The sequence below is a fragment of the Roseobacter sp. MH60115 genome, assembly GCF_015644665.1.
In the GTDB taxonomy this organism is placed as follows: domain Bacteria; phylum Pseudomonadota; class Alphaproteobacteria; order Rhodobacterales; family Rhodobacteraceae; genus Roseobacter.
Genome location: NZ_JADOBQ010000003.1, coordinates 494,345 through 511,658 on the forward strand (window position 1 = coordinate 494,345; position 17,314 = coordinate 511,658).

A 17,314-nucleotide genomic window follows, 5' to 3' on the forward strand; every position below is an offset into this window, starting at 1 on the left:
ATTTTGGAGATGTGAGATGGAGCTTTCCGATTTGCGTGTGTTCCGTGCCGTCGTCCGCGAAGGCGGCGTCACCCGCGCGGCGAACCATCTGGGACGAGTGCAGTCAGCGGTCACGTCGCGCATTCGACAGCTTGAAGACCGTCTGGAGCAGCCGCTGTTTTCCCGTCAGGGCCGCAAGATGGTGCTCACGCCCGCAGGCCGCACGTTGCTTGACTACTCGGAGAGGTTGCTGGCGCTGGCAGATGAGGCGGAGGCGGCCCTGAATTCAGAAACGCCGCGCGGTGTTCTGCGCATCGGGTCTATGGAGAGCACGGCAGCCGTGCGCCTGCCGGCGCCCCTGGCTGAGTTCTCCGAACGCTATCCGGAGGTGGTGCTGGAAATGCAGACCGGCAATCCGGTGATGCTGGCCGATGCATTGCTGCGCGGAGACATCGATGCGGCCTTTGTCGCGGAACCCATCGCAGAGAAGCGCTTTGACCACATTGCGGCCTTCGAGGAGTCGCCCGTCATCGTGACCTCGGAGGCGCATCCCCCCATCGGCGGCGATCACGGATGCCCCCGGACCGTGTTGGTCTTTGAACATGGCTGCCCGCATCGCAAGCTGTTAGAACAGTGGTATGCACAACAAAAGGATACACCAGAGCGAACCATCGAGATGGGTTCCTACCATGCTATGCTGGGGTGTGTCCTTGCCAGCATGGGGGCAGCGCTGGTGCCGAAAAGTGTGCTGAGCACATTCTCGGAAGCAGGCAGGCTGCGCCTTACCCCTTTGCCCAAAGGCAGCGATAAGCTGCGCACGCTTTTGATCTGGCGAAAAGGTGTTTCCTCGCCCACGATTGCAGCGCTCAGAAACGTTATCGCGAACGGTGCACATTGATTGTCCGAAACCGGTATTTTTGCAGGGGATAGAGCGAGACGCTCCCTCCGGCCTGACGTGAGCTGCCATGTGACTTCGCCGCCGCAATAAGAGTCTGCAACGGGCCATCTGCGAAGACGACCCTTTTGGACGAGATTCCAATTACTTAAACGATGACCAATGGATCTCCGAGTTCTATGCCAAGAACTCGCACGGTGCTGTTGATGACCACGTTGAATGATATCAGATCACGATGGGGTTCAGTGGTCGCTTCTGACCGACAATGCCGCCTTGGTCCAGGCCGGGTGCACGGCGTGCGTGGCAGGTCAGTTTGGTGTTTGCATGATTGCCCCTCCGATCCGCCCTCCCCTCCCGCAACGACAACCCCACGTTAACGCAGCATCATATCACGGGCATGTTGCGCACGCTCTGAGGCCTGTAATGAGCCCATTTCACCTGATTCCAAGTATTCCACACCACCGGCGGCTATTCATGATCTGACAAGGTTTTGCACAGGTTGGATGGCCGCGCGCTCCCCTCCTGACTTCAGCCGAAACGCGCGTCAAACACAGCGGCGGATTCGCTGGGCGGTGGTGCTGAAGCCGTCCGGGCCAGCGCAAGAAACGAAAGCTCTATTGCTCGCGGAAAGCGCGGGTCATGCTGTCGACAATCGGCTTTGCAATGTACTGCGCAAATGTCCGTTCTTCGGTCTGGATCATGATCTCGGCTGGCATGCCCGGAGTCGGCGTGAAATTGGCAACCCGCTGCAGCTCCCTCGGACTCATCGAAATCCGTGCGACATAGACCTCCTTGGCAACGCCCGATGAACTGTCCGTGATGGCATCGGCGGAAACGTAGAAGACCTCTCCATCCAGAACCGGCGTTGTCCGCTGGTTGAGCGCGGTCAGCCTGACGGTTGCCGGTTGCCCGGTGCGGACGCTGTCAATGTCTGCCCTGGGGATCTGCACTTCGACAATAAGCGGCTGCTCTCCCGGCAAAATCTCCAGGATCGGCCGGCCACTCTCGATCACCCCGCCGGCGGTATGATAGTAAAGACGCACGACGGTGCCGGACACCGGGGCCGCAACGTCCGAGCGCTGCTTGACATTGAGCGCCGCGCGAGCCTGTTCGCGGACGCCATCAAGCTCGCCCTGAACAACCTGAAGATTATCCAACGCGGTCTGCCGATAGCGGGCAAGCGTCTGGTTGATCTGCTGCATGTACTTCAGCTTGATGGTCTCGATCTCGTTGACCTCCGCCAGCAGACGCCCGATCTGCCCCTCTGCTTCGATGGAGGTGCGTTCCACCGCCGACAGCTCGGATCGACGGATCAGCCCTTCATCCAGCAGCGTGCTTTTGGTTTCCAACTCGTCGTTCAGCAATTCGATCTGCCGCTGGTGTGACACCAATTGCGTCTCATACCCCGCCCGGCGGATCTCCAGCGCATCAAGATTGCGCTGGAAGAGGGCAAGGTCTTCCTCCAGCGAGGACTCCGCCACCTGGAACGTCAGCATTTGCCCGTCAAGGATCGAACTGATTTCATAATCGGCACGGGCAGAGGTGAGATGCTGCGGGAATTCCAGCACCGTTTCCCGATTGTACTGGGCCAGCAGGCGCGCTTCGGTTGCCTCAAGCCGCATCTGCCGCAGGTGAAGTTCCCGCTCACTGGCCGCCGCCGACGTCTGATCAAGGCGCAGCAGCAGCTGCCCGGCGGTCACCCGGTCGCCTTCGTTGATCATGATATCTTCAATGATACCGCCCTCAAGATGCTGGACGATCTTGTTCTGCCCGGTTGCCACAAAACTACCCTGTGCAATCACCGCCGCTGCAAGCGGCGCGCGAAAGGCCCAGAGCGCGAACCCGCCGAAAGAAAGAGCCATCAGGAGGAGGCCAAAGACGATCTGCCTGGTGACCGAGCGCGGCACTTCCGCATACCATTCGTCATGCTGGATGGGCGCCGGTAAACTAGTCATCTTTAGACACCTGCTTGTTGGGGTTCACTTTGCGGCCCGCCAGTTTCTCGAGCACGTTCTGCCGCTCGCCGAACATCTGGACGGTGCCATCCGCCAGCAGCATTATCTTGTCCACCACGGAGAGCAGCGAGGGTTTTTGCGTGATGACCACAACCGTGATCTTGTTGTCCTGCGCATGTTTGATGGCACGGGCCAGCGCCTTGTCCCCGGTGGTATCGAGATTTGAATTGGGCTCATCCAGAACAACAAAGCGTGGCCCGCCAAAGAACGCGCGCGCCAGAGCGATGCGTTGTTTTTGCCCGCCTGACAGGGGCGCGCCATCGGCTGCAACCACGGTTTCATAGCCCTGCGGCAGGTTGGCGATCATCTCATGAACGTCGGCCAGACTGGCGGCTGCAAAAACCTGCTCGTCGGTTGCATCCGCGCGCATGCGGCCAATGTTGTCCTTTATGGTGCCCGGGAAAAGCTGCACGTCCTGCGGCAGATAGCCGATGTTTTCGCCAAACTGACGCTGGTCCCAGTTCCGCAGATCCATCAGGTCCAGCCGCACGTTCCCCGACGTTGGCAGGATGGAGCCGACCAGCATTTTGCCAAGTGTGGTCTTCCCCGCGCCAGAGTTACCGATGACGGCCAGCGCCTCACCGGGGTTGAGCGAAAAGCTGATACCATTCAGAATGACCTGTTTCGTGCCGCCGGGGACATAGAGCAGCCGTTCCACATCCAGGCGGCCTTGAGGCTTCGGCAATTGCAGACGCTCAAACTGCACTTTGGACGACTGCAGCAAATTCCTGATCCGCTCATAGGCCGAACGCGACAGGGAAAAACCGTTCCAGCCCTCGATTGACCCTTCAATCGGTGCCAATGCGCGCCCCGCGATGATGGAGGCGGCGATGACCATCCCACCGGTGATCTGACCATCAATGGCGAGATAGGCCCCCCACCCCAGCATCGCGACCTGCGTCAACAGGCGTATTCCGCGGGACACAGCAGCGGTCACGATGTTCCTGTCCTGTGCGCAAACCTGTGCGGTGAGCGATTTGGCGGTGTCCCTGCCCCAGATCACAACGGCCTCCGGGATCATGGCCAGCGCGTTGATGATCTGGGAGTTTCGCGCCATGGAATCCAGATGCATATTGGCTTTGGACTGCGCCAGATTGGCCGCAGCGAAGGGTTTGGCCGTTATCTTCTGGTTCACGATTGCGACGATCAACAACAGGATCGAGGTGCCGACGACAATGGACCCGAGATGCGGGTGGATGAAAAAAATGCAGGCAATGAACAGCGGGGCAAAGGGCACGTCCAGGAAGGATATTAACGTCCCCGACACCAGAAAGCCTCTCAACTGCTGAAGGTCTCCCAATGTCTGATACTCGCGCCCGGTGCCGTGCAGCGAGGCATGGGACGCGGCGCTGAGGATCGGCGCGCCCAAGCGAATGGCGACCTCCACGGCCGTTCGCATCAGCATGAACCGGCGTACCGCATCGAAAGTTGCCTGCAGGATCACGGCACCGGCAATGATCACCGTCAGCATCACCAGGGTATCCACGGACCGGCTGGTCAAAACCCGGTCGGAAATCTGAAAGAGATAGATCGGAATCGCCAGAATCAGCAGGTTTGTGGCACAGGTCAAAAGCAGGACAAATGCCAAGTTCCCGCGCACCGCCAGCACCCCTTTTCTCAGGCTGTCTGAGAAGTCATCGGGGCCTTTTCTCTTATGAAACTTGGGCGGTGGGCCGCCTTTTCCGCCGCCTCCTCCGCGCCCGGCGGGGGGCGTGGGTCCGCGGTGATCCACCGATTTTTTCAGAGGGCCAAGGTCACCCTCGATCGTCACACCCGGCATCTCCTTTGCGTCCGGCATTTTGTCTACCGTCTTTTGCCGGAGCTGCTCGCCCGTCGCGGTTGCGGATGGCTGAGGATCACTCTCAGGGTCGCCACGGTCGTTCCTGACACTCTGAAATCCAGGGGGCTCCACCGCATCAAATGCGGCGGTATCCGGCTTTTCCAGGGTCGTTTCCGCCTTTGCGGCAGATGTGCCCGGCATAGTGCTGGCCCCAATTTCCGGGGCAGCCTGAGAGCGGCCTTCCGGTTGCCTGGCAACTGCCTCAGCAGATCGAGGTGCCGTGTCATCGCCAAGGTCGGCGCGCTGCTCCACCTTGAGGTAGAGCGGTCGCCTTACATGGTTTGGAAAACAGGTATGTTTTTCGGCCTTTGAAGTTTGGTCGTCGCGCGGACGCGCAAAAGGGTAAGAAACATCGTTCACTAGTACTGGCCTTTCCAGTTACGTCCGACCTCAGGTCAGTATGGTTTCCATGCCGTCTGTCTGCTGGCTCATCGCGTCGGCGATCATATGGTTCGTATTTGCCACGATGTTTTCTGCGAGGCCCGGGTCGATCAGATCCTCCGCCAGAAACGCAACAGCTTCATTTGCCAGGGCCGAAATACTCGTGGCGTCGGTCGGCATGGCATCTGTTTCCACCAGATTGGCCTGATGGATGAGCGCGTCAGAATAGGTATCGCCCTGCGCCATGACCGTGCTGTCGACGCCATTGTCCCTGATCGCGGCAAAGTTGGCTGCGATGTTAGACCCGGTTGTCACCGTGATCTCTTCCTGTAGGGCGGCTGCAAAATCATCGCGGGCAATGTGAACCTGATCGGAATCCCCAAGGATATTGGTCTGGTCCAGCGCATTTACGGTGGTGAAGTCCCCGTCGATATAGAGCACGCGCAGCAGCTCTGTCCCGTTGAAGAGATCATCCTCGACGATCGCCTCGCTGACATCCTCTGCGCCCTCCGACAAGGCGCTGATCGCGTCTGCAAAATTCTGTGTAACCTCGGCGTCGATATCAACGCCGATTTTTTCGATGCTGGCCTTGTTGTAGAGAAGGTTATCAGCGCTGGATGAACCCTTTGTTTCTGCGGCCGGCTCCCCGACATCAGGTGGCGGCCCAGGGTCATCCGAATTCTCGGACACCAAACCCTGAGCCGACAACTGAGCCATACTCTCCCCGGGAGCAGCATGTGTTGAGGCTTCTATCAGCCCTTGCGGATCGCGATGGCTGGACCCGTCCGCTGAACCCTGTGCAGCCATATCCGTAGTTTCGGCAGGTGCAGGGGTCGACAGAGCACCCGTGGGATGCATGGCCACGTCGAAATTCATGGGGTGCGCGGGGGCTGCAGTAGCACCCGTACTCGCCACGCCCTGCGCCAATGCCGCCTGATGCAGACCGTTACTCTGGGCAACGCCCGCTGAAGGCGCGGTGACCGGTGACGTGGCCGCAAGCGTATCGCTGTCGAGAACCACGTTGTGCTGATTGACAAGGCTGACGTCGATCATGTCACCGCCAACCACAATCAGGTCGTATCCAAAACCGAACTGCTGGGTGGTAAAGCTATTCGCGATCGCGTTTTCCCCCAGGCCCAGAAACGTTGCTGCCCCGCTAAAGGAGAGAACAGCCTGATCCATATCAGTCGAAAACGTGTACTGCTTGACCCAGTTGAATTGATCGATATCGCCCTCGTGGCGCACAACAACCCAATTCGCGGGACTGCCACTGTCGGCTCTCGCGTCTTCTTCGACAGTTTCGATGTCAGATGGGCCGGCGTCTTCCGCCTCTGCCGCAGCGGCGATTCTGGCCTCGTCACGGGTCATTGCATCTATCGATGCGGCGTTGATGGTCTTGGAGGCGGTTCCGTCCAGAACCTTCTCGCCAAATGAAAGATCATTTTCGACGAGAATATTGACCTGCGAAATGGCGTCGAACCTGAGGACATCGCCGGAGACCGCAAACACCGGCGCATCCAGCCAGCTGGAGCTGATCGCCACGGTGTTGATCAGGGTATTTGCCCCCGCAACCACTTCGTGACCGGCATCGACTTTGAAAGGGTTGGGCGCGTCTTCCTCGAAATCACGGTCAAAATCGTGAGGCCCATGCGTTTTGGCGGCCATCTCTTCGGCCTCTGCATCCTCCTCCTCCGCCTGTGCAATTCTCTCGGCATGATAGGCGGGGACGATATCTTTCCATTCAGGAAGGCTCTCCACTTCCACGCCGTTGACATACATCGCCTGCGCCGCCTCCCCCTGAAAGAGGGCGACGCTCATCAGCCCGTCGGAGCCCGGCACCACATCTGCCGCCGCCTGTGAAACGTCCGCGACGATTTCAAACCAATCCGCGTCGATCGAAAGCTGGTCAAAGGGGATCAGGCTCAGGTCTTCGGCCAGAACACCCAACTGTTCCAGTGCCTGTGTCAGTTGCGCAATCGGCAACACCCCATAGGCTGCCACCTCGCCGAAAATGTCATTGTCGAAAAGTTTGATCACCTGATAGGTGACAGTTGCCACAGCCGCTGGCAGCGGCAGGTTGAAGTTCAAACTGACCGCGCCACCCTGTTGGACGCCCAGTATCGGGAACTCAGCCGCCTCCTTGAACATCGGGATCGGGCCGATTTCAGGCGCAACATCCAGAGGCAGTAGATCGGTGTCGGCATGTCGCTCCGGTGGCGTCAGCGCCTGGGGAGGCACCTTGTACTTCAGTTCGGGGTCATAGTCTTTGAGTTTGTACGATTGTTTGGCATGGGCCGTCGCCAACTCCAGTCTTGCCGCCTCTTCTTCGGCGGCGCGGAGGGCGCGAAACTCTTCATATTCGGCACGCATGCGCGCCTGCTCGTCGAGCATGTTAAAGGAACCAATGAAATGTGCGATTTTTTCGGTGATTGGGTCTAGTGACATTACCGTTTGCATCCCCGAATTTTTGGCGGCTCAGATGAAAAAATGCGCGCCTGCATCTCGTTAAAATTACTTTGGTCATATCCCAGGGCCGCTTTGACCCGGCCCTGGGCGTTGCTATCGAGGCTTAGGAGCCGTCGCTGCTGTCGTCGCCGACGTAGTTCGAGCTGAACGAGCCGCCGACGACGTTCATGTCGACGGTGTTGCCCAACACGTTGGCGCCCATCACGATGCTTTGGTTGAAGGCCGCCACATCGACTTGGGCCGCGGCTGAGGCGTAGGATTCACCAGTGACATAACCGTCGTCACCGTTACCCGATCCCCAGCTTCCGGCGTCACCGCCCGCGCCACCGGCGCCGTTGGTTGCCGTGCCGCCCATGCCGCCGGTGTTGGTGCCGCCATCAGCCGCACCGCCGGTGGATGTACCGCCCATCGCCTGGCCGGACGCACCGCTGGCACCTGTTGCCGCGCCGCCCATACCGCCGTCACCGGAGGTGGCCATCGCATCACCAGTCGCAGAGGCATCGCTTGCCGCATCCGCCATGTTGCCCGCGCCGCCACCAGCACCGGTTGATACGTCGGTATCATTGTCGGTCATGGAGTCGGCCAGAGCTTCGGCTGCGATGTCAGACAAGCCGCCGTAACCACCGTCACCGTCGGCATAGCCATCGGCTGCGCCTTCAGCGTAGGCATCGTTGGTCGATCCTGTCGAACCACCGTCGCCGCTCGCGGCGTCAGAGGTCGCCGAGCCATCCGCAGATACTGTCGCATCTACCGACGCATCGGAGTCGCCATCGCCACCGGTCGCGGTTGAGGCGCTTGAGCCATCCGCTGTCGCGTCGTCGTCACTGGCTGCGTCTGCGGTGCCACCGTCTCCGGATTCTGAATCCGTCCCCGCTGTGGTTGTCGCATCGGCGTCATCGTCGGTTGCTGCATCCGCTGCAGCGCCCGCACCAGTTGTCGCGTCATTGGCCGCGTCACCCGAGACATCATTGTCGATCATCCCGGTTGCTGCGGTGCCACCGCCGCCGGCGCCGGACTGGTTGTCCGAGTTGCCGTTCGCTCTGGCATCAGCGTCGTTGTCGGCAGAACCAGCCGCACCCGCACCGCTTTCAGAATCGGTACCGCCCGCCGCATTGGCGGTGGCATCGTCATCTGTTCCGGCATCACCTGCTGCACCGGCACCTGCGGTCGCGTCATTATCGGCGGTTCCTGTGGTGTCGTTGTCAGCCATGCCCGCGTCGCCATTGGCGTCACCGGCTGCGCCACCGTCATTGTCGGCAGAGCCATCGCCGCTGGCGTCGGCATCATTGTCGGCGCTTCCCGCACCACCGGCACCGGACTCCGAGGCGCTCGAGGCCGTTCCGGCTGCGTCGGCATCGTCGTCGGTTGTCGCGTCGCCGCTGCCACCTGCGCCGCCTGCGCCATCGCTGGTCGCATCGCCGGACACATCGCTTTGTGCCATGCCAGCGGTTGCGCCATTGGCGTTGCCGCCGTTACCGCCTGTGCCGGTTCCGGTGCCTGTGCCGGTTGCAGTTGCATCGCCGGAGGTGGCATTGCCATTACCGCCGTCGCCGCCGTTACCACCATCAGGCACGCCGTCACCGCCATCACCGCCACCGCCAGCTGCATCACTGGCTGCATCGGTTGTGCCGTCTCCGGTGCCATCACCCTGCGCGCCGTCTCCGGCTTCGGGCTCAGCTTCGGATTCCGCTTCACCGTCGGCGTTGCTGTTGGCGCTGTTGGCGGGGTTGCCACCTTCGCCGCCATCACCGTTGGCGTCACTGTCCGTGTCAGCGGACGGGCTTGCGTCGACATCGCCGTCGATGTTGCCGGACCGGCCACCATCAGCAGCACCGGCTGCATCGGCCATTGCATTGCCGTTTGCATTGCCGTCGCCGTCGCCACCATCGCCACCGTCGCCTTCAGCTTCGGATTCGGCTTCGCCCTCGGACGTGTTTGCAGCGTCCTGCGTATTGTCGCCGCCATCGCCGCCCGTGGCGTCAGCGCTGCTGCTGGTGCTCGCGTCGCTGGTGTTATCGACGTCACCGTCAATATCGCCACCGTCGCCACCATCACCATCGCCATCCGAAGTGGATCTGGCATCACCGGTCACGGTGCCGTTGGCATCGCCGGTGTCGCCACCGTCGCCATTGGCATCCGAGGTCGCGTCGCCTTCGGCGTCACCTGCGGCATCCTGGGTGGCATCACCACCGTCGCCACCTTCTGCATCGGCGGAACTGCTGGTGCTGGCGTCGTTGGTCGTATCGACGTCACCGTCAATATAGCCCCCTTCGCCACCGTCTGCGTCGGTATCGCTGTCGGTTGATGCGTCTCCCTGACCGGTTGAATTGCTGTCGGCATCGCCGCCCTGACCGCCCGAGGAATCGGTGTCATTGTTGGACCGCGCATCCGACGCCTGATCTGACGCAGAATCTGCATCGCCTGAATCTCCGGCATCATCGTCGGAGTAGGCCTCTGCGCTGTTGGTGCCATCAACGGTACTGCTGGAAGCGGAATCGCCGCCGTCACCAGCACGACCATCGGCCTGGGTATCGGCCGTCGCATCGCTGTCACCGTCATTGGTGGAGTCGTTGTCGCCACCATCACCGCCATCGCCGTAGGCATCAGCCGTGGAGTCGCCGCTCTCTACGTCATGACCGGCTGCATCCGCATAACCGGAATCGCCGCCATCACCACCGTTGGAATCGACAGAGCCGGTGTCACCGCTGGTGCCGCCGCTGGCTTTTGACATGCCGCCTATCGCGTTACCACCATGGGCATCCCCACCATCCGCATAGGCATCGCTGCCGCCGTGGGCACCGTTGGTTTCAACCTCGATACCTTCGTCAGCCGTTGCCGTGCCACCGGTGGCATCGCCATTCTGTGTGAATTCGCCGGTGTTATCGACCGTGGCGTTTTCCAGATGGTCGCTGTCATTCAGGTTGATGGTCTGCGTATTCACCACGCCGGCGTTGTTGCCATCGCCGTTCAGGGACTCATTGAGGAAATCGTTGAGATCGACATCATCACCGGGGTCATAGTCCAGATCGCCCTGCGCGAAGATGTTGTCATAGACACTGGATCCCCCTTCGAGATCGAAATCAGCAAAATCATCGTCCGTCGGCTCGTATCCCTCCAGGTTCATCGACACATCAACATCTACGTCAACGCTTGTGTCGCTGTCGTTTTCGTTGCTGTTGCTGTTGGTACTGTCGTTGGAGTTATCGTTGTCGCTGTCGGCCTGCGCATCCGCGCTGGCGTTGTTGTCAGACGACTGCGAACTTTGATTGTTGTTCGCATTGGAGTTGTTGTTACTGCCGTTGGACGAACTGTTGCTGTCACTATTGCTATCGCTGGAAGCGGAGCTGTCCGTGGTGCCGGTATTGTCATTCGTGTTGGTTGTTGTGGTTTCTGACACGTCGGTGTTCGAGTTCGAATTTTCGTTCTCGTTGCCGTTGTCATTGTCATTATCGTTTTTGTTCTTGTTGGCGTTTTTGTTATAGCCCTTGCCGTGGCCATATTCATGACCGCCGTCACCGCCTTCGCCCTCACCAAAACCGATCAGATTGTTTCTCTTGGCCATTTTCTTAGTCTCACTCTTTGAAGAGCCAAAACGCACCGCCACTCATTTCAAAAGCGGTCACCGCCTGGCATAGTTACAAGTTTTCAGGAATTCCGGCGCTCAATGACGCGATCGCTATCATCGGCTGCCGACAGGTGATCTGTGCAATCTCTGTGTGCTGTGTCCCCCTTTCAAATGTCTTGGACGACCGCTTCAAAAAACGATGTGGCGCACTTCTCCGAACAGGCCAAAATTGCCCGGCAAAACTCTTTGCAGAATTCGTCAAAGTGATTCTCGACGTGAAATGGATCACGACAAAAACCATGATGGCCGGAACCGTATCGCGAGATCAGCCCGGTAATTTGATTAGGAAGGAGGCGGTGTTGAAACTACCCCGGGTTGCATTCAAGAAACCGGCAACATCCGTGGCGGTAAATGGATCTATCGCGCGTTGAAGATGCTTCTCGGGTTACCTAAAATCACGTGTCGCGTTAACCATTTGCAAACATTATCGTTTAACGTGAACGGCGGTGATACTTTCGATTTTGCGCACTGATCCACAACAATCTTTCGGTCAGGATAATCAATCCTAACCAGATGTATTATTTACGTAAGCCGTACGATCAGGCAAAATAGCCATATTAATAGTCAATTTGAGAACAATCGGGGTATTCGAGCGTATTAACAAACAGGTGTTTGGAGTAGTATTATGACAAGTGCTCGGTTTAGTAAGAGTTTTGAGAACGCAGAGACCAATAGACCCAAGACCCGAAAGGATAGTGTTGTCTTTTTAGGCAGCCGCTTTCGATTTTCGCAACGCCTGCTCGATACATTTCGATCAGAATTCAGCTGGCTGGACTTCAAGCTTACCTCCAACCTGAGCGAATTGTCTCAACTGACAAGTCAGGATGACAGCGTGGTCATGGTTGTTGTGGAAGAGGACCGCATTGATCGCCTCATTCACAGTTCTGGCGCCTATTTTGATGCAGCAGGACAGGCGCGTATCATCGTCGCATATTGCGATGCGCATCAGGCAACCAAGCTTATCTCGGCTCGAAAATCGTCAGCGCAGCTGAAGGAAATCGGTTTCCTGCCGCTTAGCGTTCAGATGGATGTGTGGTTGTCGGTCATGAACCTGCTGCTGTGCGGAGAGGTCTTTTACCCCGCAGAGCTTATCGATGAGCGGCCGGTATCGACTGATATTTCCAAGGGGCCCATGGACCCGGACGCCAACCTGACCCCGCGGGAGTGGGAGGTATTGGAGCTTGTAGCCCAAGGGTTGCAGAACAAGAATATCGCCTCTGATCTCGGCCTGTCGCAACACACGATCAAGCTGCATATCCACAACCTGCTCAAGAAGATCGGCGTTTCGAACCGCACTTGTGCGGCAAGGTGGTATGACAGCATTGGTCTCCGGGGTCGTGGTAGCGATCTGGATCCGTCCTTCGCACGAAACAGCTCAAAGCTGTGAGATGGGAACGCCTGCGGCCAATCTGGATGCGCTGCTGCTTCTGACAGGGCGCCTCAACTACGCCTGGGCAAACACGGAAAGCCTTTTGATCCACCTGATTGCAGGGCTGGCGGGAACGGATAAAGACGCGGCCGTTATCATCTTTCTGACGCTCAATACCACCCGTGCGCGCATCGATCTGGTGGAGCGATTGGCAAAGATGGAAAAGACACCCGAGGCGCAAAAGAAGCGCGTCCTCGGGCTGACGGGCCGTGTCATGAAACTCTCTGCGTTGCGCAACAGGTACAGCCACAGCATCTACGCCTTCGATCCCGAAAGCGGAAATCCCAGAACAATCATGATGCGGATCGCAGACCGTAGGAACGAATTGAAAATGGGAAGAAGTGATCTGGTGGACGAAAAGGCGATCGCGGAAATCGAGGATGCAATATCATCACTGAAAACGATAAACCGGGAATATTGGGCACTCATTCAGGAGTTTGGATACCCGATTTGAACAAAGACCATCTGTTGAGCAGATCTCGTCCGGTCTTGTTGATTTGAGCAGGGCGATGCGTGCTCTTGGGACATCTCCTGCAAAATCGCAATTCTGGCACAAATGAAAATAGAGCGCCAAACGACGAACGCGAATTTCAACATGCCAAGAAGGTCAGCGAAGCCCCTATCACGCGTCGACGGTGGGAGCGATAGTCCATCCAACCAAGCAGGATGCCCCCAATTCGGCGTACATCTGGAACGCTCTATCCGAATTGGTGGCAGCTAAACGATATCGAGCCCGCACTGCAGTACAGTCTGCGCCAAGCCATACCGGGAAATCGCCCCTTGCAACCTTCCACGCCGCCGCGGCGACTGTTCAACCTCGCGACGTGGCCTTCCGCACGCTTCTCAACATGGGCGCGTCAGATCGCGGAAAGCCGTTCCCAGTCCCAGAAATTGAGAGGCTCACATGGTGACAAAACGCCAATCGGCGCAGTTTTCGAGCAATCGTTGCCAGTCCTTAGTCCGGAATGGTTGCCGTCTGCAGAAAGCTGATCAGGTCTTCGCGGTCCTGCGCTTTCGTGATCCGCTGCATGGGCATCTTCGAGCCCGGTATGTAGTGATCCGGACCAAGATCGAACAACAGATCGATCGTCTCTTCGCTCCAGACGATCTGCGCCTCTGCAAGGGTTGGTGAATACGCATATCCTGCGATACTGCCCGCCGGTCGCCCAAAGAGCCCGTGCAGTGACGGGCCTGCCCGGCGTTTCCCATCCGGCTCCAGCGTGTGGCAGATAGAGCATTTGCGCTGAAACTGACGCTCTCCGTTGGACATCTCTTCTGGATCCTTCAGAAAGGACCGTTCGGTGCCTGTCATCTGTGTCGCATCGTCCAGACCGTTTGTTGGCCAGCTGTACATTGCATCGGCGATCCCGCCGGCATGCAGGTTCTGACCATCCGGTGAGAAGGCCAACGCCCAGACCGGCCCGGACGCGGTTGCGCGAAAATCCTCTGCAATCCGCCAGGCACCGGTGTCGATCATCATGATATAGCCCTGGGCGTCCCCCACCGCGATCCGCCCGATATCCGGCTGATGGGCCATTGCCAGAATAGGCCGCCTGTCCGCCGTGAAGTCGCCCATTTCCGTTGCCTCCGGCAGCGCGACCACCCGGGTGCCGCCATCAACGGCGCCATAGGCCAGCCAACTGTCATCGCGGGCGACCAGCAGCGCATTGATCCCAAAGCCGTGCTGTACCAGACGCCGAAGGAATTCACCTGTGTGCGCATCCCAAAGCCGTATGGTGCCATCTGCCGAGGCCGTATAGACCTGTGCGCCATCGGCAGAGAACGCGACATCACTGACCGTGTTTGCGTGGCCTGCCAGCTCGACCGGCGCGCCGCCCTCCAAAGACCAGAGGCGCACGGTGCGATCCCAACTGGCGGAGGCAACGCGCAGCCCATCGGGAGAAACGGCAAGACGGATGACCTTGGCGCTGTGCCGACCAAGCTCACGCATCGACCCATCCTGCGGGTCCCAGAGGCGTACAGAGTAGTCGTCACCGCCGGATACCACCCTGCCCCCGGCCACAGGGACCACCGCATTCACCGCAGCCTCATGCCCTTCCAACCAGGTTGGCACGCCATCCCGCCACAGGCCCACGGAGTTGTCGAAGCTTGCGGTCAGAATGGCGCCATCCGCGCGCGCGCTGATGCCCTTGACCGGTCCTCCGTGCCCTTCAAGGGTAAATGCCTCCTGCGCCGCCGGCAGATTGGGGCCGATGCCGAAAGCAAGACAAAACACTGAAAGCAGCAACCGCCGGGCTGCGCGCGTCACTCGTCCATTCTTCATACCTGCATGCGTCGCCTTTTCCATTCCGGGTCAGAGTTCCCGCACCGATTGCATTGCACCCTAGCAGGCCATACCTCGCCCCGTCCATTCATCGCCTCGCGCCCGCACGATATTGGGCGCATTGCGTCAGAAGACAACATTCATGACGAGCAATGACACGACCAGAAATAGGATCGTCATCACCCCGCCACTCTTGATGAAATCGGTCACCCGGTAACCGGCCGGCCCCATGATCAGCGCATTGACCTGATGGGTGGGAATAAGAAAGGAATTGGAGGTCGATATCGCGACAGTCAGGGCAAAAATGGCCGGATCGCCCCCCGCCGCGACGGCGATCGACACCGCCAGGGGGACCAGCAGCACCGTGGCCCCGACATTCGACATGATCAGCGTGAACACCGTGGCCAGCACCGCAACCCCGGCCTGCAGAGACCAGAGCGGCCAGCCGTTCAGCAGGGACAGGATCTGATCGGCAATCCAGGCCGCCGTGCCTGTTGTCTGCACCGCCTGCCCAAGCGGGATCAGGCTGGCCAACAGGAAAACGGTGCTCCAGCTAACGGCCTCATAGGCATCGTCAATGTCCAACACGCCCGTCAGGATCATGCCCACGGCACCCGTCAGCAGGCAGAGGGACAGGCGCAGATCCGTGAAGAGGATCAGGGATATCGAGATGATGAAGAAGAGCAGCGCCCACCCGACTTTCTTGGGGCGCAATTCTTCCTGCGGGAAATCCGTGGTGACCACCACGAAATCCCGGTCGCGCGTCAGCCGGGTCAGGGCTTCCCAGGTGCTGTGGATCACCAACGTGTCCCCTGCATGAAACGGCACCTCCCCCACGGCCGTCGGGGCGTGATCTTCGGTCTCCACGTAACTCATCGTTTCTTCATCGCGGTGGATGGCCAGCAGGCTGGCCCCATAGGTCTTGCGAAACACCAGATCATGCGCGCATTTGCCGATAACCGAGGAACCGGGCGGAATGACCATCTCGGCCACCCCGGATTTTGTCGCGGCGTAGTCTTCGGCAAAGACCTCCAGGGATTTGTGCAGGATGTACCCGCCTTCCTCGACCATACGCTGAATGACCTTTTCCCGCCCGAGCACGGCAAGGCGGCAGGGGGCGGTGATCTGCGTCTGGATAACGGGCGCGAACCAGCGCTTGCCCTGATATGCGCTGCCGATGATGTAGACATGATACCGCTGCATTACGTCATCGAAGGTTTCGCCCACACAATCATGCCCTTCCGGGATCGTGATCTCAAAAATATCCGTCTTCAGACCGTATATGCTCTTCAGGTAGTCCTTCAGGGATTGGCCGCTTGTGCCGTCCCCGGTCTTTCTGCCCTTTGGCAGCACCCAGCGGCCCAGGAGCGTGAAGTACAAGATACCGGTCGCAACGAGACAGACACCCACAGGCGTTACGGAAAACAGGCTGAAGGTGGCCATCTGCTGCTCCGCGGGCAGCGATTGATTGGCACTCAGAAGCAGATCATTCAGCAAGATCAAAGGTGAGGATCCGACCATCGTCATCGTTCCGCCGAGGATGGCGCAGAACCCCATGGGCATCAGCAACCGACTGAGCGGCAGCTCCGTGCGCACCGAAATCCGGCTGACCACGGGCAGGAAAAGGGCAGCGGCCCCTACATTCTGCATGAAGGAGGAAATCACTCCAACCGTGCCGGAGACAATCGGGATGATCCGGGTTTCAGTTTTGCCACCGTGTTTCAGGATCAAGGACGCCACCTTGCTCATCAGGCCGGTTTTGTCCAATCCCGCACCGATGATCATCACCGCAATGATCGAGACGACGGCATTGGAGGCGAGACCGTTAAAGAGGTTGCTGACGTCGGCCAGCGACCCAAGGCCGGGCACTTGGCTGAGCAGGCCCAGCAGGACCATGACCAGAATGGCCGCGAGATCTATTCGAACGATTTCAGAGACAAACAAAAAGACCGTGAATGCAAGTAGACCAAGAACCACCGACATTTCAAAAGTAAGACTGATATTTTCCAATTCACGCCCCCCGTTTTCAATTGTTACTGCCAGAAGAGCGCACGCGCAACAATCCGTCAGAGCATGGGGTGTCCGCGCACGTCAGTGCCCTCTTTCTTTGGATAGGAGCTCTTTCTAGTTGCACGTCCGCAGCTCCGAGGACATCGACGTAAGCATCCGGGCATGGATCACGTTCAATGCCCGAGGTCGGAGCGGACCGAATGTGGCTTCCAATTGTGGCGCCGAGCAGATCAAGAAACCCATGATCACTGACTTGGAAGGTGACCCGTGTGGCAAGACATCCAGGGCGGGACATGTATGATTGTCAGGTGCATCTTCTCGTAGGACGCGGCAAGATGTTTTCGATATTCTATAAACTGCTGTGCGTACGTCCAGTTTCCACGCGTGACA

10 protein-coding genes are annotated in these 17,314 nt (G+C 58.9%); 4 read left to right on the top strand and 6 right to left on the bottom strand.

What is annotated here, in order from left to right:
* Nucleotides 1–16: 16 nt before the first annotated feature.
* On the top strand, nucleotides 17–877 hold the full coding sequence (locus ISX84_RS12850) for a LysR family transcriptional regulator (RefSeq protein ID WP_195820760.1): 861 nt from the start codon (nucleotides 17–19) through the stop codon (nucleotides 875–877).
* Between the two features lie 611 nt (nucleotides 878–1,488).
* Here ISX84_RS12850 and ISX84_RS12855 read toward each other — a convergent pair.
* The 4 genes from ISX84_RS12855 to ISX84_RS12870 form a co-directional block, all read right to left on the bottom strand.
* The gene (locus ISX84_RS12855; RefSeq protein WP_195820761.1) at nucleotides 1,489–2,829 is read right to left on the bottom strand and encodes an HlyD family type I secretion periplasmic adaptor subunit; all 1,341 of its coding nucleotides are present in this window, start codon (nucleotides 2,827–2,829) and stop codon (nucleotides 1,489–1,491) included.
* Complete coding sequence (locus ISX84_RS12860) at nucleotides 2,822–4,687, bottom strand: type I secretion system permease/ATPase (RefSeq protein ID WP_442800626.1); 1,866 nt, start codon at nucleotides 4,685–4,687, stop codon at nucleotides 2,822–2,824. Before ISX84_RS12860 ends, ISX84_RS12855 begins: the two co-directional genes overlap by 8 nt.
* Before the next feature lie 432 nt (nucleotides 4,688–5,119).
* A complete protein-coding gene (locus tag ISX84_RS12865) occupies nucleotides 5,120–7,555 on the bottom strand; it encodes a hypothetical protein (protein ID WP_195820763.1) in 2,436 nt (811 codons plus the stop codon).
* A gap of 124 nt (nucleotides 7,556–7,679) precedes the next feature.
* Entirely contained in the window at nucleotides 7,680–11,138 is a 3,459-nt protein-coding gene (locus ISX84_RS12870) for a beta strand repeat-containing protein (RefSeq protein ID WP_195820764.1), read from the bottom strand.
* Nucleotides 11,139–11,155: 17 nt separating this feature from the next.
* On the opposite strand from ISX84_RS12870, the gene ISX84_RS12875 reads away from it, so the two are divergent.
* The 3 genes from ISX84_RS12875 (at nucleotide 11,156) to ISX84_RS12885 (ending at nucleotide 13,084) form a co-directional block, all read left to right on the top strand.
* Entirely contained in the window at nucleotides 11,156–11,572 is a 417-nt protein-coding gene (locus tag ISX84_RS12875; protein ID WP_195820765.1) for a hypothetical protein, read from the top strand.
* Nucleotides 11,573–11,826: 254 nt separating this feature from the next.
* Nucleotides 11,827–12,588 (top strand): helix-turn-helix transcriptional regulator, encoded by a 762-nt coding sequence (locus ISX84_RS12880; protein WP_195820766.1) that lies wholly within the window; start codon nucleotides 11,827–11,829, stop codon nucleotides 12,586–12,588.
* Nucleotide 12,589: 1 nt separating this feature from the next.
* Nucleotides 12,590–13,084, top strand: a complete 495-nt coding sequence (locus ISX84_RS12885; protein ID WP_195820767.1) for a hypothetical protein — start codon at nucleotides 12,590–12,592, stop codon at nucleotides 13,082–13,084.
* A gap of 501 nt (nucleotides 13,085–13,585) precedes the next feature.
* On the opposite strand, the gene ISX84_RS12890 is transcribed toward ISX84_RS12885, so the two are convergent.
* Both ISX84_RS12890 and ISX84_RS12895 read right to left on the bottom strand, forming a co-directional pair.
* Nucleotides 13,586–14,899, bottom strand: a complete 1,314-nt coding sequence (locus ISX84_RS12890) for a c-type cytochrome (protein ID WP_442800624.1) — start codon at nucleotides 14,897–14,899, stop codon at nucleotides 13,586–13,588.
* A gap of 141 nt (nucleotides 14,900–15,040) precedes the next feature.
* Nucleotides 15,041–16,924 carry an SLC13 family permease gene (locus ISX84_RS12895; protein ID WP_195820769.1) on the bottom strand — a complete coding sequence of 628 codons (1,884 nt, stop codon included), beginning with the start codon at nucleotides 16,922–16,924 and terminating at the stop codon, nucleotides 15,041–15,043.
* Nucleotides 16,925–17,314 lie beyond the last annotated feature (390 nt).

Coding starts and splice junctions, on each gene's coding strand:
- ISX84_RS12870 (WP_195820764.1), bottom strand. CDS start 11,138: ATGGCCAAGAGAAACAATCTGATCGGTTTTGGTGAGGGCGAAGGCGGT.
- ISX84_RS12865 (WP_195820763.1), bottom strand. CDS start 7,555: ATGTCACTAGACCCAATCACCGAAAAAATCGCACATTTCATTGGTTCC.
- ISX84_RS12850 (WP_195820760.1), top strand. CDS start 17: ATGGAGCTTTCCGATTTGCGTGTGTTCCGTGCCGTCGTCCGCGAAGGC.
- ISX84_RS12855 (WP_195820761.1), bottom strand. CDS start 2,829: ATGACTAGTTTACCGGCGCCCATCCAGCATGACGAATGGTATGCGGAA.
- ISX84_RS12885 (WP_195820767.1), top strand. CDS start 12,590: ATGGGAACGCCTGCGGCCAATCTGGATGCGCTGCTGCTTCTGACAGGG.
- ISX84_RS12860 (WP_442800626.1), bottom strand. CDS start 4,687: ATGCCGGACGCAAAGGAGATGCCGGGTGTGACGATCGAGGGTGACCTT.
- ISX84_RS12880 (WP_195820766.1), top strand. CDS start 11,827: ATGACAAGTGCTCGGTTTAGTAAGAGTTTTGAGAACGCAGAGACCAAT.